The sequence below is a fragment of the Synechococcus sp. CS-205 genome, from assembly GCF_025128255.1.
Lineage (GTDB): Bacteria > Cyanobacteriota > Cyanobacteriia > PCC-6307 > Cyanobiaceae > Regnicoccus_A.
Genome location: NZ_JAHLZB010000038.1, coordinates 59704 through 83153 on the forward strand (window position 1 = coordinate 59704; position 23450 = coordinate 83153).

Annotated in this window: 27 protein-coding genes, 1 tRNA gene and 1 riboswitch; of the genes, 12 read left to right on the forward strand and 16 right to left on the reverse strand. The window is 66.9% G+C overall.

The window, feature by feature from the left end; genetic code table 11:
• Nucleotides 1-2: 2 nt before the first annotated feature.
• Nucleotides 3-2933 (reverse strand): isoleucine--tRNA ligase, encoded by a 2931-nt coding sequence (gene ileS / locus KQ297_RS09720; RefSeq protein ID WP_399251582.1) that lies wholly within the window; start codon nt 2931-2933, stop codon nt 3-5.
• A gap of 103 nt (nt 2934-3036) precedes the next feature.
• Nucleotides 3037-3666 (reverse strand): Ycf66 family protein, encoded by a 630-nt coding sequence (locus tag KQ297_RS09725; RefSeq protein WP_259739235.1) that lies wholly within the window; start codon nt 3664-3666, stop codon nt 3037-3039.
• Between the two features lie 53 nt (nt 3667-3719).
• Between KQ297_RS09725 and KQ297_RS09730 the strand changes: the two genes are divergently transcribed.
• Nucleotides 3720-3801 (forward strand) — tRNA-Leu (locus KQ297_RS09730).
• 73 nt (nt 3802-3874) lie between these two features.
• On the opposite strand, the gene KQ297_RS09735 is transcribed toward KQ297_RS09730, so the two are convergent.
• From KQ297_RS09735 to KQ297_RS09755, 5 genes are all read right to left on the reverse strand, one after another.
• Complete coding sequence (locus KQ297_RS09735; protein WP_259739236.1) at nt 3875-4474, reverse strand: HupE/UreJ family protein; 600 nt, start codon at nt 4472-4474, stop codon at nt 3875-3877.
• A 23-nt stretch (nt 4475-4497) separates the two neighbouring features.
• A riboswitch (cobalamin riboswitch) is annotated at nt 4498-4671 on the reverse strand.
• A gap of 71 nt (nt 4672-4742) precedes the next feature.
• Nucleotides 4743-5858 (reverse strand): alanine/ornithine racemase family PLP-dependent enzyme, encoded by a 1116-nt coding sequence (locus tag KQ297_RS09740; protein WP_259739237.1) that lies wholly within the window; start codon nt 5856-5858, stop codon nt 4743-4745.
• Nucleotides 5855-6973 carry a DUF1611 domain-containing protein gene (locus tag KQ297_RS09745; RefSeq protein WP_259739238.1) on the reverse strand — a complete coding sequence of 373 codons (1119 nt, stop codon included), beginning with the start codon at nt 6971-6973 and terminating at the stop codon, nt 5855-5857. The genes KQ297_RS09740 and KQ297_RS09745 overlap by 4 nt, the downstream gene beginning before the upstream one ends.
• Before the next feature lie 137 nt (nt 6974-7110).
• On the reverse strand, nt 7111-7764 hold the full coding sequence (locus tag KQ297_RS09750; protein WP_259739239.1) for a ParB-like protein: 654 nt from the start codon (nt 7762-7764) through the stop codon (nt 7111-7113).
• 12 nt (nt 7765-7776) lie between these two features.
• Nucleotides 7777-8028 carry a Nif11-like leader peptide family natural product precursor gene (locus KQ297_RS09755; protein ID WP_221630031.1) on the reverse strand — a complete coding sequence of 84 codons (252 nt, stop codon included), beginning with the start codon at nt 8026-8028 and terminating at the stop codon, nt 7777-7779.
• A 214-nt stretch (nt 8029-8242) separates the two neighbouring features.
• Here KQ297_RS09755 and KQ297_RS09760 point away from each other — a divergent pair, with 214 nt between their 5' ends.
• The 3 genes from KQ297_RS09760 (at nt 8243) to KQ297_RS09770 (ending at nt 10806) form a co-directional block, all read left to right on the forward strand.
• Entirely contained in the window at nt 8243-8878 is a 636-nt protein-coding gene (locus KQ297_RS09760; protein ID WP_259739240.1) for a Crp/Fnr family transcriptional regulator, read from the forward strand.
• A 70-nt stretch (nt 8879-8948) separates the two neighbouring features.
• Nucleotides 8949-9653 carry a response regulator transcription factor gene (locus KQ297_RS09765; protein WP_259739241.1) on the forward strand — a complete coding sequence of 235 codons (705 nt, stop codon included), beginning with the start codon at nt 8949-8951 and terminating at the stop codon, nt 9651-9653.
• 10 nt (nt 9654-9663) lie between these two features.
• Complete coding sequence (locus tag KQ297_RS09770) at nt 9664-10806, forward strand: cell wall metabolism sensor histidine kinase WalK (RefSeq protein WP_259739242.1); 1143 nt, start codon at nt 9664-9666, stop codon at nt 10804-10806.
• Nucleotides 10807-10812: 6 nt separating this feature from the next.
• Here KQ297_RS09770 and KQ297_RS09775 read toward each other — a convergent pair whose 3' ends face one another.
• Together KQ297_RS09775 and arsB are read right to left on the reverse strand one after the other, a co-directional pair.
• Nucleotides 10813-11166 (reverse strand): ArsR/SmtB family transcription factor, encoded by a 354-nt coding sequence (locus KQ297_RS09775; protein ID WP_399251575.1) that lies wholly within the window; start codon nt 11164-11166, stop codon nt 10813-10815.
• A 97-nt stretch (nt 11167-11263) separates the two neighbouring features.
• Nucleotides 11264-12277, reverse strand: a complete 1014-nt coding sequence (gene arsB, locus KQ297_RS09780; protein ID WP_259739244.1) for an ACR3 family arsenite efflux transporter — start codon at nt 12275-12277, stop codon at nt 11264-11266.
• Nucleotides 12278-12442: 165 nt separating this feature from the next.
• Between arsB and KQ297_RS09785 the strand changes: the two genes are divergently transcribed.
• From KQ297_RS09785 to crtR, 3 genes are read left to right on the forward strand one after another with little or no spacing between them, the layout of a single operon-like run.
• On the forward strand, nt 12443-13489 hold the full coding sequence (locus KQ297_RS09785; protein ID WP_259739262.1) for an ArsJ-associated glyceraldehyde-3-phosphate dehydrogenase: 1047 nt from the start codon (nt 12443-12445) through the stop codon (nt 13487-13489).
• The gene (gene arsJ, locus KQ297_RS09790; RefSeq protein WP_259739245.1) at nt 13486-14769 is read left to right on the forward strand and encodes an organoarsenical effux MFS transporter ArsJ; all 1284 of its coding nucleotides are present in this window, start codon (nt 13486-13488) and stop codon (nt 14767-14769) included. Before KQ297_RS09785 ends, arsJ begins: the two co-directional genes overlap by 4 nt.
• Before the next feature lie 60 nt (nt 14770-14829).
• Complete coding sequence (gene crtR / locus KQ297_RS09795; RefSeq protein ID WP_259739246.1) at nt 14830-15870, forward strand: beta-carotene hydroxylase; 1041 nt, start codon at nt 14830-14832, stop codon at nt 15868-15870.
• Nucleotides 15871-15882: 12 nt separating this feature from the next.
• Here the strand turns inward: crtR and gatC are convergent, their stop codons facing one another.
• Nucleotides 15883-16176: an Asp-tRNA(Asn)/Glu-tRNA(Gln) amidotransferase subunit GatC gene (gatC, locus tag KQ297_RS09800; protein WP_259739247.1), complete on the reverse strand. Its 294-nt coding sequence runs from the start codon at nt 16174-16176 to the stop codon at nt 15883-15885.
• A 60-nt stretch (nt 16177-16236) separates the two neighbouring features.
• On the reverse strand, nt 16237-17055 hold the full coding sequence (locus tag KQ297_RS09805; RefSeq protein ID WP_259739248.1) for a creatininase family protein: 819 nt from the start codon (nt 17053-17055) through the stop codon (nt 16237-16239).
• Between the two features lie 110 nt (nt 17056-17165).
• On the opposite strand from KQ297_RS09805, the gene KQ297_RS09810 reads away from it, so the two are divergent.
• The gene (locus tag KQ297_RS09810) at nt 17166-17465 is read left to right on the forward strand and encodes a DUF6679 family protein (RefSeq protein ID WP_259739249.1); all 300 of its coding nucleotides are present in this window, start codon (nt 17166-17168) and stop codon (nt 17463-17465) included.
• Between the two features lie 27 nt (nt 17466-17492).
• Here the strand turns inward: KQ297_RS09810 and KQ297_RS09815 are convergent, their stop codons facing one another.
• Nucleotides 17493-17636, reverse strand: a complete 144-nt coding sequence (locus KQ297_RS09815) for a hypothetical protein (protein WP_259739250.1) — start codon at nt 17634-17636, stop codon at nt 17493-17495.
• Nucleotides 17637-17694: 58 nt separating this feature from the next.
• Here KQ297_RS09815 and KQ297_RS09820 point away from each other — a divergent pair, with 58 nt between their 5' ends.
• Together KQ297_RS09820 and KQ297_RS09825 are read left to right on the forward strand one after the other, a co-directional pair.
• On the forward strand, nt 17695-18402 hold the full coding sequence (locus KQ297_RS09820; protein WP_399251584.1) for a DNA-3-methyladenine glycosylase: 708 nt from the start codon (nt 17695-17697) through the stop codon (nt 18400-18402).
• Complete coding sequence (locus KQ297_RS09825) at nt 18399-19442, forward strand: aspartate carbamoyltransferase catalytic subunit (RefSeq protein ID WP_259739251.1); 1044 nt, start codon at nt 18399-18401, stop codon at nt 19440-19442. The genes KQ297_RS09820 and KQ297_RS09825 overlap by 4 nt, the downstream gene beginning before the upstream one ends.
• Here KQ297_RS09825 and KQ297_RS09830 read toward each other — a convergent pair.
• The 3 genes from KQ297_RS09830 to KQ297_RS09840 all read right to left on the reverse strand — a co-directional run bounded on the left by KQ297_RS09830 (nt 19429) and on the right by KQ297_RS09840 (nt 20386).
• Nucleotides 19429-19836 (reverse strand): DUF565 domain-containing protein, encoded by a 408-nt coding sequence (locus KQ297_RS09830; protein WP_259739252.1) that lies wholly within the window; start codon nt 19834-19836, stop codon nt 19429-19431. The two genes, KQ297_RS09825 and KQ297_RS09830, sit on opposite strands and share 14 nt — an antisense overlap.
• 55 nt (nt 19837-19891) lie before the next feature.
• A complete protein-coding gene (locus tag KQ297_RS09835) occupies nt 19892-20092 on the reverse strand; it encodes a hypothetical protein (protein WP_006172336.1) in 201 nt (66 codons plus the stop codon).
• A gap of 132 nt (nt 20093-20224) precedes the next feature.
• Nucleotides 20225-20386: a PCP reductase family protein gene (locus KQ297_RS09840; protein WP_185466619.1), complete on the reverse strand. Its 162-nt coding sequence runs from the start codon at nt 20384-20386 to the stop codon at nt 20225-20227.
• Between the two features lie 63 nt (nt 20387-20449).
• On the opposite strand from KQ297_RS09840, the gene KQ297_RS09845 reads away from it, so the two are divergent.
• Nucleotides 20450-22033 carry a ribonuclease catalytic domain-containing protein gene (locus tag KQ297_RS09845; RefSeq protein WP_259739253.1) on the forward strand — a complete coding sequence of 528 codons (1584 nt, stop codon included), beginning with the start codon at nt 20450-20452 and terminating at the stop codon, nt 22031-22033.
• 172 nt (nt 22034-22205) lie between these two features.
• Here the strand turns inward: KQ297_RS09845 and KQ297_RS09850 are convergent, their stop codons facing one another.
• Nucleotides 22206-22961: a bifunctional 2-polyprenyl-6-hydroxyphenol methylase/3-demethylubiquinol 3-O-methyltransferase UbiG gene (locus KQ297_RS09850; RefSeq protein ID WP_259739254.1), complete on the reverse strand. Its 756-nt coding sequence runs from the start codon at nt 22959-22961 to the stop codon at nt 22206-22208.
• A gap of 103 nt (nt 22962-23064) precedes the next feature.
• Here KQ297_RS09850 and KQ297_RS09855 point away from each other — a divergent pair, with 103 nt between their 5' ends.
• Nucleotides 23065-23334 (forward strand): SDR family NAD(P)-dependent oxidoreductase, encoded by a 270-nt coding sequence (locus KQ297_RS09855; protein WP_259739255.1) that lies wholly within the window; start codon nt 23065-23067, stop codon nt 23332-23334.
• The last annotated feature ends 116 nt before the right edge of the window (nt 23335-23450 follow it).

Sequence of the window (23450 nt, forward strand, 5' to 3'; positions counted from 1 at the left end):
GCTCAGCCCTCGAGCACTCCCACGCAGCGGCCGCAGAGGCTGGGGTGGGAGGCATGGTCACCGATGTCGTGTTCCATGTGCCAGCAGCGTTCGCATTTCTGCCCTTCAGCCCGGGCGATGCGCACCGTGATGCCCGACTCGCTGGCTTCGGCCAGGGGATCGCTCAGGGCCGGGGCTCCGGGCTCACGCTGCTCCAGCTGCGAGACGATCAGCCAGTCGGCCAGGTTGTCGACCGAGGGATGGGCGCTGTTCTGCAGCAGCTCCAGGGCGGCGCTGAGGGCCGCAGAGCGTTCGCCGCTCCCAAGCTCCAGCTCCACCCGGGCCTCGAGGGAGGCCCCCAGGCCGGCGCCGCTGCGGCAAACCTCCATCTGGCGATTCACAAGTCCGCGCAGCTCCAGCAACGGCCGCAAGGGCTCCACCAGGGCCGCCTCCCGCCAGGAGGGCGGTGCCACCGGCCAGCCCCGCTCGAACACCGAGCGCTCCGCCACCGGATAGGGCAGGTTCTGCCAGATGTCCTCGGCCATGTGGCAGAGCACAGGGGCGATCAGGCCGGCCAGCCGCTCCACCACCAGGGCCAGCACCGTCTGGCAGCTGCGCCGGCGGAAGTCGCTGGCCCCGCTCACGTAGAGCCGGTCCTTGGCGATGTCGAGGTAGACGTTCGAGAGATCCACCACGCAGAAGTTCTGCAGCGCCTGGAAGAAGCGGTAGAACTCGTAGCGCTCGAAATCGGCGGTCACCGCCTCGATCAGGCCGGCGGTGCGCTCCAGCATCCAGCGGTCGAGAAGCGGCAGATCCGCGAACGCCACCGCATCGCCACCTTCGCCAGATGGCCTGGGGTCGAAGTCGTGGAGGTTACCCAGCAGGTAGCGGGCCGTGTTGCGCACCTTGCGGGTCACATCGGCCAGCTGCCTGACGATCCCCGGACCCAGGGGCACATCGGCGGAGTAATCCACCGAACTCACCCACAGGCGCAGCACGTCGGCGCCGTAGGCGGGTTGCTGTTTCTCGTTCCTGCCGCCCTCCACCAGCACGGCCGGATCGACCACATTGCCCAGGGATTTGCTCATCTTGCGGCCCTTCTCATCGAGGGTGAAGCCGTGGGTGAGCACCCGCCGGTAGGGGGCATGGCCGTTGACGGCCACGGAGGTGAGCAGGCTGCTCTGGAACCAGCCCCGGTGCTGGTCGGAGCCCTCGAGGTAGAGGTCGGCGGGGTAGCGCAGCGGGGCGGTTCCAGCGACCGCTGGTGCATCGCCTGAAGCCTCGCCCGCACTGAGGCCGCCCAGCACCCCCGCCCAGGAGGAGCCGGAATCGAACCAGACGTCCATCGTGTCGGTGCCCTTGCGCCACTGGTCCGCCTCGGCGGTGTGCGACGGCGGCAGCAGCGCGGCCTCGTCCCGCTCCCACCACACATCCGAGCCGTGCTCGGCGATCAGGGCCTGCACGTGGGCGAGGCTGTCGGCGTTGAGCAGGGTCTCACCGGTGTCGCGGTGGTAGAAGACGGGGATCGGCACGCCCCAGGTGCGCTGGCGGCTGATGCACCAGTCGCCGCGCTCGCGCACCATCGCCTCGATGCGGTTGCGGCCACTGGCGGGCAGCCAATCGACGGCGGCGATGGCGTCGAGGGCCTGCTGGCGGAAGCCTTCGACGGAGGCGAACCACTGCTCGGTGGCGCGGAAGATCGTCGGTTTTCTGGTGCGCCAGTCGTAGGGGTAGCGGTGCGCGTAGGGCTCGTGGCGCAGCAGGGCGCCGGCGGCCTCGAGCGCGGAGATGATCGCCGGGTTGGCATCCTTGAGCACGTTGAGGCCCGCGAAGGGGCCGGCTTCCGCCGTGAGGGTGCCCGCCTCATCGACCGGGCAGAGCACGGGCAAGCCGGCCTTGCGGCCGGTGATGAAGTCGTCGACGCCATGGCCCGGAGCCGTGTGGACCAGGCCGGTGCCCGCTTCGGTGGTGATGTAATCGCCGCCGATCACCACCGGACTGGTGCGATCGAAGAGCGGGTGGCGGTATTCGACCCCTTCGAGTTCCTCCCCCCGGAGGAGCAGCAGGGGTTCGAGCTCCAGCTGGAGGCTGCTGCGCAGGCTCTCCACCAGGTCGGCGGCCACGATCAGGTGGCGGCTGGTGCGGAAGCCGTTGGGCGCGTCTGTGCCCACGCGGCAGAGGGCGTACTCGAGCGAAGCGTTCACCGACACCGCCAGGTTGGCCGGCAGGGTCCAGGGCGTGGTGGTCCAGATCGCCACCGCCAGAGAGCCTTCCGCCGGCGTGGTGGCCGCTTCCTCCCTGGTGAGGCCGATGGCGGTGAGGCGGGCGCCCAGGCCACCGGGCAGCGCCACCACCGGGAAGGCCACATAGACGCTGGGGGAGGTGTGGCCGTCGGGGTATTCCAGTTCCGCCTCGGCCAGGGCGGTGCGGGAGCTGGGGCTCCAGTGCACCGGCTTGAGGCCCCGGTAGATGTGGCCAGCGAGCACCATCCGGCCGAACACGCCGATCTGGGCCGCCTCGTAGGCCTTGTTCAGCGTCAGGTAGGGCTGCTCCCAGTCGGCCCAGATGCCCCAGCGCCTGAAGCCTGCCTTCTGGCCCTCCACCTGCTCGAGGGCATAGGCGTGGGCCCGGCGCCGCAGGTCGATCGGGGTCAGCCCGGCCCGTTCGGCACCGGAGAGGCTCTGCAGCACCTTGAGCTCGATCGGCAGCCCATGGCAATCCCAGCCGGGCACGAAGCGCGCCCGGCGGCCGCGCAGCAGAGCGTATTTGTTGAGGATGTCTTTGAGGATCTTGTTCAGGGCGTGGCCCACATGCAGGGCCCCGTTGGCATAGGGGGGGCCGTCATGAAGGGTGAACACCTCACCGGGATTCTCGCGGCTGAGCCGGTTGTAGAGGTCCAGCTCCGCCCAGAACGCCTGCAGCTCCGGTTCACGGGTTTTCGCGTTCGCCCGCATCGAGAACGGGGTCTGCAGCAGGTTGAGCGTGTCTTTGTAGGAAGCCGGGCTGGCGGTCACAGCGCCTGGGGGGGCAGCAAGGGCGAATTATCGACCCCAGCCCTCAGGGGTTCTCCTCCGGAGGCTCCTCTGCTTCCTGATCCTGCTCACCATCATCGGCTGGCTCACCGCCATCGCTCGCCCCGTCGTCTTGCGGATTGGGCTCAGCGCTGGCCTGCTCAATCAGTTGATCAATCTCCTCAAACGATTCGACTGTGGTGACGTCGGCGGCGTCGCTGGTTTCTCCTTCCGGCTCGGGGCGTACCCAGCGCTTGGTGCTCTCGCGGGCCCGGGCACTGGCTTCGCGCCGCTCCTTCAGCCAGGAGAGCAGGCCCCCCAGGCTGGCTCCCGCCAGGCTGATCAGCCTGATCAGGGCGGCAGCCAGTTGCTGCAGGCTGGTGCGCCAGCGCTCCAGGCCGGTGAGGCGCGTCTGTTCGTCCGAGCTGAGCTGGCGCCAGCGGCCCAGGCCCACCTCCGTGCCCAGCCGACCGATCAGCAGACCGGCGCAGAGCACCGCCAGCATCGGAGCCCCGCTCAGGCGCTCGGCGCTGGTGACCAGCACCAGACCCAGCACCAGCACCAGGGCACCCCAGACGGAGTCGCGGGGGCGGCTGAGCTCGGGCACCAGCAGGGGCAGCAGCAGCACCAGCAGTCCGGCCAGGAGTGCCAGGGATCCACCGAGGGTGGCGAGCATGGGGCTTTGGCGGCGGTTCGGCCATTCTGAGCCGCTCGATACAGTCAGCTCACGCCCACCTGGCGGAATTGGTAGACGCGCTGGTTTTAGGTACCAGTGGCTTCGGTCGTGGGGGTTCAAGTCCCCCGGTGGGCATCACCTCGACGGGCCACATTCAGGCCGGTGCAGAGCCGGCCTGAATGTGGCCATACCGGAAAGCCCTGGCCGATCAGCGCGCCAGCAGGGCCAGCGGCCCGAGGGCCACCAGTCCGCCGCAGAGGGCCAGTGCCACGGCAAGCCGTGTGGTGACCGTGCCTGGCAGGCGGCGCAGAACCAGCAAGGTGGAGCCACTCACCAGGAGCGAGCCGACCAGGGCCCCCAGCCACCAGGAGAGGGAGGTGTGATCACTGGGGGCCTCCATTCCATGCAGCATGGCGTGGAGCGCCACGGCAGCGGCGATCACGCCGCCCCAGAGGCCGAGCCGGGAGCTGCTGCCCTGAGCGCGCAGGATCAGGCCGGCCACGGCCGTGATGGCCAGGGCTGCAAGCAGTTCCCCGAAGGGCAGGCTGCCTCCCATCGCCCCGAAGACACCACCGGCGATGGCACCCGCCAGCGCCCAGCCCAGCAGGGCTGAGGAGATGGAGGCGGCGGCACCGACACCGATCAGCAGCAGCAGGTGATCGATGCCGGTGAGGGGGTGAAGAAAGCCGGAACTGATGCCCCCATGGGCGATGCCATGGGCCTGGGCCGGCTGGCCGGCCAGACTGAAGGCCACAGCGGCCAGGCCGGCGTAGAGGGCCAGGGTGCTGCTGCTGGGGAATCTGCTCATCGAGGGGGACGGTCCGCGCCGGTGGATTGGGGAACTGAGACGGCGAGCGTTCTGACTGAGGGGCGTCTCCGAAGGGGGCCCCATCACAGCTGCGGGACAGTGCCGGATTCGACGGGACCTGCAGGGCCCCACCACACCGATCTTTCCTCCTTGCCTCCAGGGTATGAACCACTGGAACCGTCCTCAGCATTCTGGACCTTCCTGGCCGGCATGGCAGCCCATCACCGCAACAGCCCGCCACGTCGCAGCACCGCTCGGCAGGCGCCGCTCAGGCCAGGATTCCCCGGGGGTTGGAGCACGAGTTCTGACGGGCTCCGGCCATCGGCTCGATCAGGCTGCGGGCCACGAACGGTGAGGTCATCGCCCGCAGCAGAGCGCTGTAGTTGAGCTCGAACCCGAGTTCCGTCCCCACGGCCACGGCCATGGAGCCGGTGTCGAGCACCAGATGGTCACTGCTGGCGCCCAGCAGGGTCATGCCAGGGGGAAGGGTCAGCCCGGCGGCATCCACATCCTGTAGGCCGAGGGCCAGCAGCACTCGCCACCGCTCGCCCCGATCCACCCGTGCTGGCGGGGGTCCGAAGGCTCCCTGCCGGGAGCGACCCCAGGGCAGGGTGGGTTTTCGGTTGGATTCGATCACCTCGGCCACCAGCCGGAAGGCATCGGTGCGCAGACCAGGGATCGGCTGACGCTGGAGCGGTTCACGGCCCAGCAGGATCGCTTCCCCCAGCCGGAGGTTGTTGATCCTGCCCACCGCTCCCCCGGCGAACAGCCAGGTCAGATTGGCGGAGTTGCCACCCGACACCAGCGGCAGCACGATGCCGAAGGCCGCCTCAAGCCCCGTGGCCAGCAAGGAGAGCTCGGCCATCGATGCCGTCGAGGGAACCACGCCGTTCTGGCAGGCCATGTTGGCCCCGATGCCGATCAGGTCCAGTCCGGGCAGCCTCAGCAGGCCGCCCGCGATCCCCTCCAGGTGTTCCGGCATGATCCCCTCGCGCAGATCACCCAGCTCCACCATCAGCACCACGCCGTGGCGATGGTCCTGGGCGATCGCCTCGGCTGAGAGCAGGGCCATCACCGCAGGCTCCGTGTTCAGGCTGATGTCGGCCTGGGCCACCACCTCGGCCACCTGGCTCGGCATGGGGGAGCGGATCAGGGTCAGCGGCAGGGTCACCCCGCTGCGTCGCAGCGCCCTGAGCGTTTCGATGCGAGGTTCGCCGATCCCACTGACCCCTGCTGCGGCCAGCACCGCCGCCACCTGAGGCAGCCCCAGGGTCGCTTTGGTCACGGCCGTGAGCGACAGCCCCCTGGCGCCGAGTCGATCCACCAGGCTGCGGGCGTTGTGGGCAATCCTGTCGAGGCGGATCTCCAGCCTCGGGGCCGTCAAGAGGTGAGAGGGGCGGGAGTGGGTTGGAGCTCGGGGAAGGCACGGACCACCATCTCCACCAGGCGTTGCGGGGAGCGCATGAGCGCATCGGTGGCGGGCAGCCCCAGTTCGATCCCATAGAGAGCGATCGCCGCCGTGATTTCAGCCTCACACATTCCTTCGTGATTGAGGCACAGGCCGATCACCCGCGTGGAGGCGAAGGTTTCGATCAGGGTGATCTCGCTGGCGGGTGACGGCATCGAAATCTCTGGGAAATCGCTCAGCCACTGGCGCATCGGCGCGTGCTGCAGGATCACTGCCTGGGGCTGCGACCCCCGCAGGATGTAGGTGGAGCTCAGATAGGCGGGATGACTGAGGGCCCCCTGGCCTTCAATCACGATCACATCGGGATGCTCCGCTTCCCAGGCCTCCACCACCGCTGCCTCCACTTCACCGGAGGCGTACTGGCAGGGAATCGCATCCAGGGCGAGGCCGAAGCGGGCCCCCTGCATCAGACCGGTCTGTCCGGTGCCCACCATCACCGCCTTGATGCCGGCGTCGTTCAGGGCCCGGGTGAGGATCACGGCGGTGGTGCGTTTGCCGACCGCCCCATCGGTGCCGAGCACGGCGATGCGGCGGCAGGGCAGGGAGGAGATACGGCCGCTGAACATGCGCAGCTCGCTGAGGTTCGGCGGCCGCCGCACATCGCTGATCGTCACGGAGTGAGCCTCGGCCGCCGCAGCGAATTCGGCGTCGTCGTTGAGGAATTCATGCAGTCCATTGATCAGGTGCAGCCCGGAGCGGATCGCTTCGAGCAACACACCTTTCTGCTCCGGTGTGAGCCTGCCGCTGGCCGGGGCCATGCCGACGATCAGCAGATCGGCCCTGCCCCCTGACTGGGCCAGGGCCGATCTCAGATCGGTGCAGATGGGGATGCCCCTGGCCACGCCATCCAGCACCATGCCGGCATCGGCGCCGGCCAGCTGACTGTCAATCACCGCCAGGATCCTGTAGCGCTCCGAGTGGCGCACCAGACCGTTGGCGGTCTTGCCGTCAATCCGGCCGAAGTTGCCTTCGCAATAAATGATGGCCGTGGGATTCGCTGGCAGCGCAAGCCCTCGTCGAGGCATGGACATTCGATGGCACTCCTGGGATCGAGCTCAGGGGAGGCGACCGAATGGTCCGCTCGGACCGAATCGAAGCGGGGATACCAGAGGTCTCCGCTAAGGGGGACAAGCTTCATCAACCTAGGCCGATTTCCGCTGGAGCCCGCTCAGCCCTTCCAGCCGGCCAGCCGCCTGGCGGCAGTTGAGCGGGCCAGGGCCCGGGCCGCGGGCAGGGCCGGCTCCAGGCACAGGGAGCTGAAGGGCGGCAGGCAGCGGCTGCGCAGCCACGCTCCCCAGCGGAATTCGTGGAACGGGATCAGTGGCGCCGCTTCGATCACCTTCTCCTGCTTGAGCTTCCAGACCAGGCTGCGGTAGGGGTCGTCCTCGAGTCCCAGCAGGGTCCGGGGCAACCGCTCCGGCGGCCAGGGCCCCTGGCCGCGGCCGTCATGCAGGTAGAGCCAGCCGCGCTGGGCCAGGGCCTCCAGCACCACCCGGGGGTGATCACTGGTCAGCTGGAGCACCACGTAGCCGAAGGCTTCGGCATCGGGATCGATCTCCAGCAGTCCGCGCAGTCGGTGGTGACGGTCGACCATCCAAAGGGCGCCGGAGCGGGCCCGCACCAGGGGGACTGGCTTGCGCCGCAGGTAGCGCCGACGCTCCTTGCGGGATTCGCCGGCGAAGTCGGCCTGGCGATGACGGATCTCCGCCAGGCCGATGCAGAGCTGGGTGGGTCTGAGCTCCGCCACGGTCACCTCCAGAAGGCTGTCCGGGTCGTCCGGGGGCGCTGGCAGCGGTTGGTAGGGGGGCAGATGCAGCGCCATGGCGGAGGCGGCTCAGCGCAGCTGATCGCGCTTCAGGTGGACCCGGATCAGCTTTTCATCCATCAGCCCCAGCCGGGCCTTGGGGGCTTCATTGCAGCGGTTGAGCAAGTCCAGCAGGGCAGCGGCCGGGAACCCGTGCCCCCGTTGCTGGGCCAGCTGGGCCACCTCCTCGGCTGTTTCCACATGATTGAGGGCTTCGCGCAGCTCTCTGTCTGCCTCGATCAGGGCAAGGAAGGCAAAGACATCGTCAGTGTCCTGGCTCATGGGCTGGGCAGGCTTCGGCCTCCCCACTCTCCACCCCTGGTGGGCAAGTTTCCTTTCCGCGGGAATTCAGGCCCTCACTTCAGCACGAGCGGGCCATGAATGTGATCGTCGCTGCGAGAAGGGTCTTAGCCAGAAGTTAACCGCCCCCTTATCCATTCTTTGCTGGCTTGTCGGTCATCGTCCATACAGTCCGAGGTGTCTGGGGAGTTCGGCCATGGTTTCAACGCCTTTTCGCGATGCCGGCCGCAGCGATGCGATCCGCGAGGTGCTGGAGACGAATTACCGGCAGCGCCAGCTTCTGCACATCGGCGCGGGCAGCGCCGTTCCCCTGCTCAAGAACACCATCTGGCTGGTGGTGCGCGGCATGGTGAAACTCGAAGCCGTCACGATCCACGGCGATCCGTTGTTGCTGGGTCTGGCCGGCCCGAATGAGCCCTTCGGTGAGCCGCTCACCAACGTGCAGGCCTATGAGGCCTTCACCCTCACCGATTCCGATCTGCTCTGCCTCTCCTGTGCCGAGATCGAGCAGTCGCCCCATCTGGCCATGGCGGTGATGCAGGCCGTGATCAGCCGCCACCGGCAGGCGGAAACCCTTCTCTCCCTGCTCGGGCTGCGGCGGGTGGAAGACCGGGTGCGTGGTCTGCTGGAACTGCTCGCCCAGGACTACGGCCAGGCCTGCGAGAAGGGGTTGCGCCTCAACCTGCGCCTCACCCACCAGGAGCTGGCCAGCGCGCTCTCCACCACCCGGGTCACGGTCACACGGGTGATCGGCCTGCTGCGCGATGAGGGTTGGCTGCAGATCGATGCCCAGCGGCATCTGGTGATCAGCCACCTGCCCAAGCGCCGATGAGGGCTCTTCAGGTTTCCGCCATCGTGATGGCCTAGTTTTGGGCGTCGAGTCCCCGGGCCCGGACAACCCCATGCCCCGTCTGCTCATCGTTGATGACGACGACGGCATCCGCACCACCCTGGAGGAGGCGCTGGGCCAGGAAGGGTTTGATGTGGCCTGCGCCTCCGATGGCCGCCAGGCCATCCTGCAGATCGAAGCGTCCCAGCGCCAGGGTGCCCAGGCCTTCGACCTGGTGCTGCTGGATCTGATGCTGCCCGGGGTGGGCGGCCTGGATGTGTGCCGCCACCTGCGCCGCGCGGACGCCCACACCCCGATCCTGATGGTGAGCGCCCGCGACACGGAAACGGACCGGGTGCTTGGTCTCGAGCTCGGTGCCGACGACTACCTGGTCAAGCCGTTCGGGCTGCGGGAACTGGTGGCCCGTTGCCGTGCCCTGCTGCGTCGCAGCCAGCAGACGGTGGAGCGCTTTCCTGTCGGGCAGATCGTTCACCATCGGAGCCTGACGCTTTATCCCGACGAGTTCCGCGTCACCCGTGACGGCGAGACGGTGAATCTCTCGCCCAAGGAATACCGGCTGGTGGAGTTCTTCATGCAGAATCCCGGCCGCGTCTGGAGCCGCAACCAGTTGATCGATGAGGTCTGGGGCACCGACTACGTGGTCGACACCAAGACCGTGGACGTGCACATCCGCTGGCTGCGCGAGAAGCTTGAGGCCAACCCCTCCGCTCCTGAGCACATCCTTACGGTGAGGGGCTTCGGCTACCGCTTCGGTTGAGTTCCAGGCCATGACGCTGCTACTGGCCCTTGGCCTGGGCGTGCTGATCGGCTGGGTCCTCTCCCGCGGGCCGCGCAAGCCCTCAGCCCCCGCGGCTGCGGAGGCCAGCGCCCGGCCCGTTCTCCCCGGGCTTGGGCGGCTGCAACTGCTGGCCTGGCTGGAGGGGGCGCCCCAGGGATGGCTGGTGCTCGACGGGGACCAGAGAATCCAGGCGATCAATCCCCGGGCGGAGCGGCTGCTTCAACTTCCTGCCGATCGGTTGGTGCGGGGCCAGCCCCTGCGTGCCGTGATCCAGCAGGCGGAGCTGGAGGAGGCGATCCTGAGTGTGGGCCGCCGCGGGCGGCCCCAGCGTCTGGAGTGGTGGCAAGGCAACGAGCCGCTCGAAGGGGTGCTGCTGGCGGGGGGAGAGGGCTGGGTGGCGCTCTGGATCAACAGCAGGCGCTCGCTGGAATCCCAGCTCGATCAGCAGAGTCGCTGGGTGAGTGATGTGGCCCATGAGCTGAAGACTCCCCTCACCGCCCTGTTGCTGGTGGGGGAGCGGCTGGCGGCGGAGGTGGGCACCGGGCCCAGCGGCAGTGGTGGCGTGCTGGTGGAGCGCCTGCAACGGGAACTGAAACGGCTGCAGGAGCTGGTGGGGGATCTGCTGGAACTCTCCAGCCTGGAGAACAGCCTCCCCCTCGATGAGCGGCGCTACGAGGTGCTTGATCTCTGGGAGATGGCGGAGGAGGCCTGGAGCAGCCTCAGGCCCCTCGCCGAGAGCCGCGGTGTGAGGCTGGTGGCCCGCCAGCGCCAGGCCTGCCTGCTCTGGGCCGATGCCTCGCGGCTGCATCGCGCCCTGCTCAACCTGTTCGAGAATGCCCTGCGCTACAGCCCCGATGGGGGTGTGGTGGAGCTGGACGTGGCCAGCAGCGGCCTCTGGTGGGAGCTGGAGGTGCGAGACCACGGCCCTGGACTCAGCCAGGACGACCTGGTTCACCTGTTCGAGCGTTTCTACCGGGGCGATCCATCCCGGGTGCGCAGCCAGCAGGCCGGCAGTGGCCTGGGCCTGGCGATCGTGCAGCAGATCGCCCTCACCCATGGGGGCCGGGTGCAGGCCCGCAACCATCCCGATGGCGGAGCGGTGATCGAGCTGGTGCTGCCCAAGGGGGTCTGAACCGCTTCAGGCGCAGCGACTGGCGGGAGTGCCGCAATGGGCGCTCAGATCGGCGAGCCAGGCCTGCAGGGCGCCGAGGGCTTCGGGGCGCAGGCTGTAGTAGATCCAGCGCCCCTCCTGCCGATCGGCGAGCAGCCCAGCCTGCTTGAGCACCTTGAGATGAAAGGAGAGCTTCGACTGGGCCAGGCCCAGATCCGTGACCAGATCGCAGACGCAGCGCTCGCCGCCGGCGAGGGCCTCGATCACCTGCAGGCGCAGGGGATCCCCGAGGGCTTTGAGCAACTGACGGGCCCCGGCGTTGTCGAGGGCGCGGTTGGCCGGGTCCGGGAGCAAGAAAGCGGGGGGGCTTGACCGGGTCATGAACCAATGGACGGGATTTGTTGGTTCAGCGAGGATCGGGGACTTGCTGGCTGAAACGGTTGATCGCAGGAGTCCGATCGTCGGAGGGGCCGATGGATCAGGAGCGGGGAAACAGCAGCCGGTTGCGGTTGGCGATCGCCACCAGGGAAAGCATCACCGGCACCTCCACCAGAACACCCACCACGGTGGCCAGGGCAGCGCCGGAGTTGAGACCGAACAGGCTGATCGCCACTGCCACAGCCAGCTCAAAGAAATTGGACGCCCCGATCATGGCCCCGGGAGCAGCGATGGCATGGGGTTGGCGCCAGAAGCGCATCCACAGAGCCGTGATCCAGAAAATCAGGTAGGTCTGCAGGATCAGCGGAATCGCAATCAGGACGATCGCCAGCGGTTCGGCCAGGATCGCCCTGGCCTGCACCATGAACAGCATCAGCACCGTGGCGATCAGGCTCACGATTGCCAGCGGCTTGAGCCGTTGCTCCAGGCGTTTGAGTCGACCCGGTGAGCGCAGCAGCCGCCTCGTCAGCCAACCGGCTGTCAGGGGCACCACCACAAACAGACCCACGGCCGTGAGCAAGGTGTCCCAGGGGACCAAAACGTTGCTCACACCCAGCAGCAGGGCTGCGATCGGCGCAAAGGCGAACACCATGATCAGGTCGTTGATCGCCACCTGCGCCAAGGTGTAATTGGGATCACCAGCACTCAGCCGACTCCACACAAACACCATGGCCGTGCAGGGAGCCACCCCCAGCAGAATCATGCCGGCGATGTATTGATCACCGATCGCCGCGGGGATCCAGGCGCTGAACAGGCCGCGGATGAACAGCCAGGCGATGGCGGTCATGGTGAGCGGCTTGATCAGCCAGTTCACCACCACGGTGATCAGCAGACCCCTGGGTTGGCGCCGCAGGCCGCTGATGGCCCCGAAGTCGACCGCCAGCATCATCGGATAGATCATTCCCCAGATCAGCAGGGCGATCGGCAGGTTGATGCGGGCCACCTCCAGGGCCGCAACAGCCTCAGCCAGCTCGGGGGCCAGGGCACCGATGCAGACTCCGGCCACGATCGCCAGAGCCACCCAGAGGCTCAGAAAACGCTCAAACCCTCCCATTCCGGTTCAGCACGAGAGCTTGGTTCGGGGCGGCCTGGGCCTTGAGCAGCCGCTGCGCCTCGAAGGGATGAACCGGGGGCGGAAGCGAGCGAACCAGCCCTTAACCCGGCCATAAAACCATCAACATCCTTTGATGGGAGATTACTCCCAGTGGTGGCCCTCGGCGTGAAAATCGGCATCAACGGCTTCGGCCGCATCGGCCGCCTGGTGTTCCGTGCCCTCTGGGGCCGTCCCGGCATCGAGCTGGTACAGCTCAACGACCCGGCCGCTGATGTCACCTCCGCCGCCCATCTTCTGGAGTTCGATTCGGTGCATGGCCGCTGGCAGCGGGCCATCCAGATCCCGGCCAGCGGGGCCGGCGGTCATGGCTTCAGCGTGGATGGCATCCCCGTGGGATACAGCCAGCAGAGCGACCCCACCGCCGTGCCCTGGGCCGTTGCCGGCGTGGACCTGGTGCTCGAGTGCAGCGGCACGTTCAAAACAGCCGAAACCCTCGAGCCCTACTTCTCCCTGCCCGGCCTGAGGCGGGTGATCGTGGCCTGCCCCGTGAAGGGCGTGATCGCCGGCGAGGAGGCCCTGAACGTGGTGTTCGGCATCAACCATCACCTCTACGACCCCCACCGGCACCGCCTGGTGACCGCCGCCTCCTGCACCACCAACTGCCTGGCACCGGTGGTTCAGGTGGTCCACAGGAATTTCGGCATCCGCCACGGCTCGATCACCACCCTGCACAACATCACCAACACCCAGGTTGTGGTGGATGGTTTCAAGAGTGATCTGCGCCGGGCCCGCTCCTGCCTGCAGTCGCTGATCCCCACCAGCACCGGATCAGCCCGGGCGATCGGCCTGATCTTCCCCGAGCTGGCTGGCAAGCTCAACGGCCATGCCGTCCGGGTGCCGCTGCTCAATGCCTCGCTCACCGATGCGGTGTTCGAGCTGGAGCGCAGCGTCAGCGCCGATGAGGTGAATGCGGCTTTCGCCGCCGCCGCCGCCGGCCCCCTGCAGGGAATCCTGGGCTTCGAGGAGCGTCCGCTGGTGTCGGTCGATTACCTCAACGACAGCCGCAGCTCGATCGTCGATGGCCCCTCCACGCTGGTGGTGAACGGCACCCAGCTCAGGGTCTACGCCTGGTACGACAACGAGTGGGGCTACAGCTGCCGCCTTGCTGATCTGGCCTGCCACGTTGCCGCGCTGGAGGGGGGCTCCCGATGAACGCCTCCCTGTGGCGCCTTCCCGGGCGGCTGAGCCCGCTGCAGCAGTACGCCATCGTGACGGCCAATTACTGGGCTTTCACCCTCACCGATGGCGCCCTGCGCATGCTGGTGGTGTTTCATTTTCACCAGCTCGGCTACTCCACCCTGGAGATTGCCTTCCTGTTCATCTTCTACGAGTTCTTCGGAGTCGTGACCAACCTCTGCGGAGGCTGGCTTGGGGCCCGCTTCGGCCTGCGGTTCACCCTCTGGGTCGGCACAAGCCTGCAGATCGTGGCGCTGCTGATGCTGGTGCCGGTGTCGGACGCCTGGACGAAGCTGTTCTCAGTGGCCTACGTGATGGTGGCCCAGGCGATCAGCGGCATCGCCAAGGACCTCAACAAGATGAGTGCCAAGAGCGCCATCCGCAGCGTGGTGCCTGAAACACCGGAGGATCTTGATCGTGGCGACCAGCAGCTGTTCCGCTGGGTGGCCATCCTCACCGGCTCCAAGAATGCCCTCAAGGGCGTGGGGTTCTTCCTCGGCGGGGTTCTGCTCACCCTGATCGGTTTCAACGCCTCGGTGGCCGTGATGGCCGCCTGTCTTGGATTGGCGCTGTTGGGCACCCTGGTGCTTCCCGCCGATCTCGGCCGGATGAAGCAGAAGCCCGCCTTCACGGCCCTGCTCTCCAAGTCGCGCGGGGTGAATGTGCTTTCGCTGGCGCGCTTCTTTCTGTTCGGTGCCCGCGACGTGTGGTTCGTGGTGGCGCTGCCGGTGTTCCTGCAGGCGGCCCTGGGCTGGCGTTTCTGGGAGGTGGGCGGCTTCATGGGTCTGTGGGTGATCGGCTACGGCCTCGTCCAGGCGGCCGCCCCTGCCCTGCGCCGCTGCTGGGGGCGGCCCGATCCGCCAGGGGCCAGCGCCGTGCCGTTCTGGGCGGCGCTGCTCATGGCCATTCCCGCCTTGATGGCTGTCTCACTCTGGCGGTCCAGCGGCAACCCCGCTCTCATGGTGGTGGTGGGGCTGCTGGCGTTCGGTGTGGTCTTCGCGATCAACTCCTCGATCCACAGCTACCTGGTGCTGGCCTACTCCCAAGCGCAGTCCGTGAGCCTCAACGTCGGCTTCTATTACATGGCCAATGCCGCCGGCCGCCTGGTGGGCACCCTTCTCTCCGGCGCCCTGTTCCTGGCGGGTGGCCTCGCGGTCTGCCTGCTGGCCTCAAGCCTGATGGTGGCTCTGTCCTGGTTGGTGAGTCTGCGGCTGCCGCCGGTGCGGGCGCCCTTGCCGCAGGCCCCTGCGGCCTAGCGGCAGCCAGTCCACTGCCCGTAAGGTGGGGGGCCATTGGTGATGGCGCGGACCGCGGCGATGACCCAAGTGTTGGCCCTTTCGCCCGAATCTGCCTCCGCTTCTCGGCCCTCAGCTGCCCCGTGGCGGTCGGTGCCGAAGGAGTTCCTTGACCCTCCCTCCGCCTGGAACCCCACCGTGGGGCTGTTCCTCGGCGGTTACGGCCTGGCCGGGCTGACGATCTGGGGCTGGTTTGTGCCCCAGTGGCCACTGCCGCTGCTGCTGGCGCTGGGATTCCTGGCCCTGCATCTGGAGGGCACGGTGATCCACGATGCCTGCCACAACGCCGCCCATCCCAGCCGCTTCTGGAATGCGGTGATGGGCCACGGGGCCGCCCTGCTGCTGGGTTTCAGCTTCCCGGTGTTCACCCGGGTGCACCTGCAGCATCACGCCCATGTGAATGATCCGAAGCACGATCCCGACCACATCGTCTCCACCTTCGGACCGCTCTGGCTGATCGCGCCGCGCTTCTTCTATCACGAGGTCTTTTTCTTCCGCCACCGGCTCTGGCGCAAGTGGGAATTGCTGGAGTGGGGCCTGGCTCGGGGGATTTTCATCTCGATTGTGCTGGCCGCATACAAGTTCGATTTTCTGCCATTCATCTTCAACTGCTGGTTTGCCCCGGCGCTGATGGTGGGTGTCACCCTCGGCCTCTTCTTCGACTACCTCCCGCACCGCCCCTTCAACTCGCGCAACCGCTGGCACAACGCCAGGGTGTATCCAAGTCGGGTGATGAACTGGTTGATCATGGGTCAGAATTACCACTTGATCCATCACCTCTGGCCATCGATTCCCTGGTTCGAATATCAACCGGCTTACCGGGCCACCAAGCCTCTGCTCGATGCCAAGGGATCACCCCAGAGGCTCGGCTTGTTCGAAACCCCCCACGACGGGATCAATTTCCTCTACGACATCTTCCTGGGCATTCGCAGCCACAAGCGCCGCCGCAGCCGCCTACGCCCGATCGCCGCGCTGATGCCCACGGCCCGCTCCAGGCGCCACCTGCTCTCCCTGTTGCACCGCACCGCCGTATCGCCGGTGCCGCGCTCTTCCGCCGGCTGAGGGCGGAAGGAGTCAGCTGGCCAGGATTTGGGGAACCCGGAAGAAATCGCCTTCGCGCTGGGGTGCCAGTTCCAGCAGATCCTCACGCACGGGTGTGGGATCCACCGCGTCTTCGCGGGTGACATTGACCACCTCCACGGCCCGGGTGGTGGGCGGAACCCCCGCGGTGTCCACCTGCTCCAGGTGCGCCACGTACTCGAGGATGCGCTCCAGCTGGCCGGTGTACATGGCGATCTTGTCTTCAGGCAACTCCAGCCGGGCCAGCTGGGCCACCTTGCGCACGTCGTCGGCGTTGATCGTTCCCATCGTGGCGACGGTGTTCTGCTGGGTTGAACCTAGCTGGAGCATCCGCGGGAGCTGCTTGGCTCACTCACTCAGAAATGCCTCCAGATCCAGGCTGAGCGCCTCGGCGGCCAGTTCGAGGAAGCGGCTGCCGTCTGCGGCGCTGGCGAGGTAGGGGTCGGAGCCCATGCGCCCGTCGGGGTGGCGCCGGCGGAAATCCTCGGGCCCATGGATCGGCCCGGCAGGCGCCGGTTCCGGCAGGGGCCGTTGCTTGGCCACCAGGCTCGGCTCCAGGTGCAGGGTCAGGGCGATCTCGCTCGGGGTGGCGTGGTGCCCTTCCCGCTTGCCGTAGCGCTCGCGGGCCTCGCGCAGCACCGGCCCGGCCATGAACCAGTTGGCCAGTTGGCAACGCAGCCGCGGAGCTCCCGCCAGACCGCGGCTGGCGGCGCTGGCGTAGGCCTCGGCAAAGGCGGCCCGGGTGGTGGCGATGTTGCCGCCGTGGCCGTTGATCACGAAGATCCGCTCGAACCCATGGCGGGCCAGGGAGAGCACCACGTCGTGGATCACGGCCAGCAGCGTGGAGGGCTGGAGGCTGATCGTGCCGGCGAAGCCCAGGTGGTGCTCGGCCATGCCGAAAGCCTGAGCGGGCGTGACCAGCACACCGGTGCGGCGACCCACCTCCAGGGCCACCGCCTCGGCCGTGAGGGCGTCGGTGCCGATGGCGCCGGTGGGGCCGTGCTGCTCGGTGGAACCCAGGGGCACGATCACCCCCTTGCAGCCCTTGAGATAGGCCTCCACCTCGGGCCAGCTGCGCAGCTGCAGGCGGATCGCTTCCACGCTGTCGGCGGGGCCCGGCAGCGGGCTGACGGCCGCTGCGGAGGTGGGGGGCGGGGAGCTCGTCACCAGGGGCAGGTCGGCGACGGGGCCGAAGCGAACGGATTGCTGAAGTATCCCTAGGATTGAAGGGACCCGGGCCATGACCCGGACACGGCCCGCTGGAGCCGGCGCTGAGCATGCTGCACCGCAAGCTGGATCAGTTCTGCAGTGAGAAGCGACCGGTCTGGGTGTTTCTGCGGGATCAGCAGCGCTGGATCGAGCAGGCGCTGGTGGTCGAAATCGCCGGCGACCTGGTCACCCTGCGCTACGACGCCGAAGACGATGACGAGCTGCACAGCTGGGAGGAGAGCGTCCGCCTTGATTCGATCGGGGCGGTGAGCACCCGCCTGGCCTACTTCAGCCGCAGTACCCAGGCCGACGACCTGGAAACCGCCGACGACTGCCCCGAATCGGAGCAGCTGCGCAGCCAGGGCTGAGTCCTGCCGCGCTGGCGGGGCGGAGGCTCAGTGGGCGGTGCCGTTGCCGTCGTAGTCGTCACTGTCGTAGTAGCCGCCCCTGGTGCCGAAGTAGAGGGTGGCCAGGCAGAACAGACCACTGGTGGCCAGCAGCACGGTGCCGAGATTGAAGCTGGAGAGTGCGTTGGACACGAAACAGGCGCGAAAGAGAGCCAATGACCACTCCAGGGAGGAGTGGTCACCATCCACTGTGGCGGGTCAGGCGGCCCTCGACGCCGCAGATCCCGGGGGTGTCGATGTCCTGACGCCGGCCTTTTTCGCGCGCCGGGCCGATCGGGTGGGCCCCGACCTGGTGGGCTGCGTGCTGTGGCAGCGCCGTGAGGATGGTCGCTTCCTCCGGGGCCTGGTGGTGGAAACCGAGGCCTACTGCCAGAGCGAGCCCGCCTGCCATGGCCACCGGCGCCGCTCCCCCTCCAACGAAACGCTGTTCGGACCGCCCGGGCGCTTCTACGTTTACGTCAGTCATGGCATCCATCACTGCGTGAATGTGGTCACCGACCGCGAGGACTGGGCCAATGGTGTGCTGTTGAGGGCCGTGGCCATGCCCGATGAGCCCGAGCGCATCGCCGCCGGCCCGGGCCTGCTGGCGCGCCGCTTCGGTCTGGATCGCCGCCACGATGGACAACCGGTGGATCCCGCTGGCGGACTCTGGCTGGCCCCGCGCCCCCCGGCGCTGGTGGCCTGGTGGCAGCAGCAGGACCAGCAGGGCCGCGATCCCCTGGTCACGGCCACCCGCATCGGCATCACGTCTGGGGTGGACCTGCCCTGGCGCTGGTACCTGAAGGCCAGCCGCAGTGTCAGCCGCCGGTCCCGCGGGGATCGCACCCCATCGCGCGCCGAGGCCCTGGGGCCAGCCGAGCTGCTGCCGGTGGCCCCCAGGGTTGGAGCCGAGGCGTGAGCGGCTGGCCCCACCGGCACCTGATCGATCTGGCGACCTTCAGCCTGGAGGACTTCGCCACGGTGCTGGAGCTGGCCCAGCGCTTCCGGGTGATGCCCGTGAGCGGGTCCCGCAAGCTGCCGGCCCTGCAGGGCCGGCAGGTGACCAGCCTGTTCTTCGAGTCCAGCACCCGCACCCGCAGCAGCTTCGAGCTGGCGGCACGGCGCCTTTCGGCGGATGTGCAGAGCTTCTCCCCCTCGTCGAGCTCCCTGAGCAAGGGGGAGAGCCTGCTCGACACCGCCCTCACCTACGTGGCCATGGGCGCTGATGTGCTGGTGGTGCGCCACCGCTGCGCCGGGGTTCCCGCGGCACTGGCCCGTGACCTCGACCGTGAGTGCCGGGGCGGGGGGCGCCCGGTGGCGGTGCTGAACGGAGGCGATGGGCTCCACAGCCATCCCAGCCAGGGGCTGCTCGATCTGTTCACCCTCGCCCGTCACTTCGCGCCGGAGCGGCCGACGCCGGCGGCGCTGAAGGACCGCACGATCCTGATCGTGGGCGATGTGCTCCATTCGCGGGTGGCGCGCTCCAACCTCTGGGCCCTTACCGCCTGCGGCGCCCACGTGGTGCTCTGCGCCCCCGTCACGCTGCTGCCGGAGGCCTTCGCCGCGTTCGTGGCGGCTCCCCCTCCGGGCCAGGCCAGCGACCCGGTGGCGAACCGTGGCTCGATCCGGATCGAGCGCCAGCTGGAGCGCGCTCTGGTGGGGGCCGATGCCGTGATGACCCTGCGCCTGCAGCGGGAGCGGATGCACCAGCACCTGCTCACCAGCCTGGAGAGCTACCACCGCAGCTTCGGCCTCAGCCAGGCCCGCCTGGAGCTCTGTGGCCCCACGGTGCCGGTGCTGCATCCGGGTCCGGTGAACCGGGGTGTGGAGATGAGCGGTGATCTTCTGGATGACCCGGACCGCTGCCTGGTGGCGGAGCAGGTGCGCAATGGCATCCCGATGCGCATGGCCCTGCTCTATCTGCTGGCCGCTCGCGGCGACGAGCTCAGAGAAGCTTGAAGCCCTCCTGCAGCAGTCCGTAGAGCAGGCCGATGCGTCCGGCATCCACCAGCTGCAGGGTGAGGCGATCCTGCGGGCGCTGCATCAGCCAGCGGCGGCAGCGGATCGAGATCTCGATCGGCACCACGCAGACCAGGGCGGCCAGGGGGTCGAGGTAAGCCAGGGCACCGGTGAGCATGCCCACCGCACCGCCGAAGAAGAAGCTGCCGAGGCCGGTGATCAACACCAGCGAAAGCCGCCGCCAGGGGTTGTCAGCCCAGCTGCGCAGTTGCTCGCCCAGCAGAGCCACCTGGCGATGCAACCGGGTCTGCTGCGGGCGGATCACCGAGGGGCTCGACGCGGGAAGAACGGGCAGGTGCGTTGGCTGGAGATCCCCATCACCCGGCTCGGCCACCTGCCGCCGCAGGTCTACACCCTTTCAGGCCTCCCCGCCAGTGCTGGCTCAGGGCTCAGCTCTCGCTGTCCTTGTTCTTGCGCGAGCCCTTGCCCTCCAGCAGCTCCAGCAGGGCCTCCATCTGGGCCATCACGCCGCGCACCTCACCGGCTTCAGGCAGCAGGCCATCTTCCATGACCCCCTGATGCATCTCCCGGAGTTCCTGGCGGATGTAGCGCAGGTGACTCACCACCTGCTCGCGCTTGGACTGCGACATGGATGGGGCATCCTGTGTTGCCCTCTCTTTTACCTTACGGCCGGTCAGGCGGGCTTGATCCTGGCCTCAGCGGTGGGCACGGATTGCTCCAAGCCGCTCCAGACGCCTTCTGCAGCGGAGCCCAAAGCACCCTCACGTCTGCCCGAAGCGGGCCTTGGCGGCGGCGTAGAAGGCGAGGTCGATGCTGGAGCGTGAGGCTTCGGCGGCCAGCGTCTCGATCCGCCGCCGCACGGCGGGACGCACGAAGAACGGAACTTCCTTGAGACTGGCCTCCGCCTCGGGGGTCCACTCCATCCTTGGCTTCCAGGGCAGGCAGGCAGGCAGGCTACGGCCCGCAGCGCCGCCGACCTCAAGCCGATGCGACGCGAGCGCCGGCTTAAACGGCTGCAGGCACAGCGTCAACAGCAATGGCAGCAGCTGTTGCGCGCCCGGCAGCCCATGGATCCGGCCCTGTTGCCGCCTGAGCAGCGAGAGTGGCTGGACGAATTGAAGCGCTTGGCGGCTGGAGAGCTGGAGTTGGATCAGCTCGATCCTGAGCTGCGACAGAGCCTCTCGGCCCTGCATCTCGGCCACGATCGCGGCGATCTCCGGCATCTGCTGGTGGATCTGGGGCTCTGGGATCGCCACCATCTGGTGTCGATGGGCAGCACCACCTGGAGCCTGGGCTTCAGCCCCGAGCTCGAGGCCGAAGCCCAGCGCCTGCTGGCGCTGCACCATGAGGAGCTGCCCGGTGATGCCGAACGCCTCGATCTCACCGGCCAGCGCTGCGTGACGATCGACGACGACGACACCTGCGACATCGATGACGGCCTGGCGCTGGAACTCAGGCCTGACGGCAGCTTGCGCCTCTGGATTCATGTGGCCGACCCGGGCCGCCTGGTGGCCGTGGATTCACCCCTGGATCTGGAGGCCCGACGCCGCGGCAGCAGCCTGTACCTGGCCAGTGGCAATCTGCCGATGTTCCCGCTGGGTCTCACCACGGGGCCCTTCAGCCTGCGGGCAGGGATCTGCAGCGCTGCCTGGAGCACCTGGGTGGATCTGGATGAGGATGGCGACATTGCCGCCTATGGCATTCAGCGCAGCTGGGTGAAGCCCACCTACCGGCTGAGCTATAGCGATGCCGATGATCTGATCGACCTGGCGCCGCCGGAAGAGCGCGATCTCGCTGAGCTTGATCAGTTGCTGGACCGCCGCCGTCAGTGGCGCGTGCGCCACGGCGCCCTGCTGATGGACCTGCCGGAAGGGCGCATCCGCAGCCGTGATGGCGAGCCCACTCTCGAGATCAGCGAGCCCAGCCCCTCGCGCGCGATGGTGGCTGAGGCGATGATCCTGGCTGGTGCGGTCGCGGCCCGTTTTGGCGTTGAGCACGGCCTGGCGCTGCCCTTCCGTAGCCAACTGCCTGCGGACCTACCACCCAAAGCAGAGCTCGACGCACTTCCCGATGGCGCCGTGCGCTTTGCCGCGATCAAGCGCTGCCTCAGCCGCGGGTTGATGGGAACCCAGGCTTCGCCCCACTTCAGCCTCGGGCTGCCGGCCTATGCCCAGGCCACCTCGCCGATCCGGCGTTACGGCGATCTGGTGGTGCAACGCCAGATTCAGGCGCAGCTCAGTGGTGCATCACCCCTGAGTGAAGACGATCTGCAGGAGTTGCTCAACAGCTTTGATGGCGCCGTTCGCGAAGGCATCGGCATCTCCCGCGAAGACCAGCGCCACTGGCAGCAGGTGTGGTTTGAAGCCCATAAGAGCAGCCAGTGGCGCGCCGATTTCCTGCGCTGGCTCCGGCCTCAGGACCGGCTTGGCCTGGTGCGCATCGACGACCTGGCCATGGATTTGGTGGCCGAATGCCCCCAGAACGCCCAGCCCGGCGAAGCACTGCTGCTGCGGGTGCAGCAGGTGGATTCGCTCCGCGATCAGCTGAAGCTGTTGGCGTCAGCGAATTGAATTAAAAGGGTCGAAGGTGGCACGAAAAAAGTTCGCCCAAGTTTCCGCATGTCACGGTTGGCAAGCATCTGCTGAAAGAGGCGTAGAGAGTCTGCCCTGCTGCCGTGAGCGCGCTTGTAAGCCGTGATGGAGTGAAGGTTGGTGGACGTTCTCGAAAGCATTGTCAGAGCGGCTATGAAGGTGTGCCGACAGGCTTGCGGGCATAACAATAAAAGAAGTATGCTGACTGAGTCTTTCTTCGACTACTTGTCTCTCTTTTCTTGTCGATACGTAGATCAATAAATCCAGCATTGAGCAGCAATTGGCTCAGCTCCTCTGCTGTGAAATGATGTGTTACAAACAGGCCTCGCCCTTGGTCGTCACGGGAAACATAGGTGTGCATCTCCTTTGTGATTTCCAGGTCTGATCTGTAGAGCTCTGCATACGATTGATTGATGTCATCAGATACGCCTGATGCTGAGAGATAGAGATAGCCTCCAGGGCGAAGTGCTGTGTATAGATTGGCAAGCAATGCGGGTCGGTCATGGCCTGGTCCAACAATCGAGATGACAAGTTGACAGATCACTCCATCAAAAGCACCAGCCACGATGCTTGGGAAAGCCGAACTGAGAATGTCGTTGCAGAAGAATTCAAGCTTTTTGCCGGAAGGAGCATCAGAAGCCCGGGTCAATGCTGCACTCGATTGACGCGCATGCTCAACAGCTGGTTGGTTAATATCAACCCCAATAACAGAAAAGCCCTTGGAGTAAACAAATCTACTGACAACTCCAAGTCCACAGCCAGCATCGAGAACTAAGGGCGGTCCTGCATCGCCGAATGTTGCCATGATATCAGCCATGACGATGTCGAGAGGGGCAAGGTTTGTTTTAGTGGGAATCGCCTCTACAGAAAAGACCTGCCAATGGGACCGTGCATCCTGTTGGTTCATAAGTGGCAAAGGCAGTCTCCATGCAGAAACAATGCTACTGGGTTGAGAAATGTAATGTACCGCTTCAGGCCACAACATTCATTATAGAATGTTTTGTGAAGATATGGCGGCTTTGAATCAGCTGTACCAGTTACCGGAAGGAATGGTTGTGGTGAGCGGAGCCAGCCGTGGCATCGGCCATGAACTGGTGAACGTGTTACTCGCCTCTGGAATTGAGGTGGTGGCACTGTCACGACAGCGTTGCAAGCCTTCCGAGAATCTCACCGCACTAAGCGTGGATCTCAGTGACGAGACAGGGCTGAATATGGCTATCGAGTCGTTGCAGACTGTCATCGATGGCAGGCCGGTGGCAGACGACAGAGAGAGTGATTGACGACCTCTGCAAGCAAGCCAACGGTTATGGCGCGCATCGCCCGCGTTATGACCGCGGCAAGGCGCGTGCACATTTTCTCAATGTCGCCAAACAGAAAAGACCACGACGGAGAAGAC

Bases quoted from the DNA above. Each gene is read 5' to 3' on its own strand.
- ileS (WP_399251582.1), bottom strand. From the start codon at position 2,933: ATGCGGGCGAACGCGAAAACCCGTGAACCGGAGCTGCAGGCGTTCTGG.
- KQ297_RS09725 (WP_259739235.1), bottom strand. From the start codon at position 3,666: ATGCTCGCCACCCTCGGTGGATCCCTGGCACTCCTGGCCGGACTGCTG.
- KQ297_RS09735 (WP_259739236.1), bottom strand. From the start codon at position 4,474: ATGAGCAGATTCCCCAGCAGCAGCACCCTGGCCCTCTACGCCGGCCTG.
- KQ297_RS09745 (WP_259739238.1), bottom strand. From the start codon at position 6,973: ATGTCCATGCCTCGACGAGGGCTTGCGCTGCCAGCGAATCCCACGGCC.
- KQ297_RS09750 (WP_259739239.1), bottom strand. From the start codon at position 7,764: ATGGCGCTGCATCTGCCCCCCTACCAACCGCTGCCAGCGCCCCCGGAC.
- KQ297_RS09755 (WP_221630031.1), bottom strand. From the start codon at position 8,028: ATGAGCCAGGACACTGACGATGTCTTTGCCTTCCTTGCCCTGATCGAG.
- KQ297_RS09760 (WP_259739240.1), top strand. From the start codon at position 8,243: ATGGTTTCAACGCCTTTTCGCGATGCCGGCCGCAGCGATGCGATCCGC.
- KQ297_RS09765 (WP_259739241.1), top strand. From the start codon at position 8,949: ATGCCCCGTCTGCTCATCGTTGATGACGACGACGGCATCCGCACCACC.
- KQ297_RS09770 (WP_259739242.1), top strand. From the start codon at position 9,664: ATGACGCTGCTACTGGCCCTTGGCCTGGGCGTGCTGATCGGCTGGGTC.
- KQ297_RS09775 (WP_399251575.1), bottom strand. From the start codon at position 11,166: ATGACCCGGTCAAGCCCCCCCGCTTTCTTGCTCCCGGACCCGGCCAAC.
- arsB (WP_259739244.1), bottom strand. From the start codon at position 12,277: ATGGGAGGGTTTGAGCGTTTTCTGAGCCTCTGGGTGGCTCTGGCGATC.
- arsJ (WP_259739245.1), top strand. From the start codon at position 13,486: ATGAACGCCTCCCTGTGGCGCCTTCCCGGGCGGCTGAGCCCGCTGCAG.
- crtR (WP_259739246.1), top strand. From the start codon at position 14,830: ATGACCCAAGTGTTGGCCCTTTCGCCCGAATCTGCCTCCGCTTCTCGG.
- gatC (WP_259739247.1), bottom strand. From the start codon at position 16,176: ATGGGAACGATCAACGCCGACGACGTGCGCAAGGTGGCCCAGCTGGCC.
- KQ297_RS09810 (WP_259739249.1), top strand. From the start codon at position 17,166: ATGCTGCACCGCAAGCTGGATCAGTTCTGCAGTGAGAAGCGACCGGTC.
- KQ297_RS09835 (WP_006172336.1), bottom strand. From the start codon at position 20,092: ATGTCGCAGTCCAAGCGCGAGCAGGTGGTGAGTCACCTGCGCTACATC.
- KQ297_RS09840 (WP_185466619.1), bottom strand. From the start codon at position 20,386: ATGGAGTGGACCCCCGAGGCGGAGGCCAGTCTCAAGGAAGTTCCGTTC.
- KQ297_RS09845 (WP_259739253.1), top strand. From the start codon at position 20,450: ATGCGACGCGAGCGCCGGCTTAAACGGCTGCAGGCACAGCGTCAACAG.
- KQ297_RS09850 (WP_259739254.1), bottom strand. From the start codon at position 22,961: ATGAACCAACAGGATGCACGGTCCCATTGGCAGGTCTTTTCTGTAGAG.
- KQ297_RS09855 (WP_259739255.1), top strand. From the start codon at position 23,065: ATGGCGGCTTTGAATCAGCTGTACCAGTTACCGGAAGGAATGGTTGTG.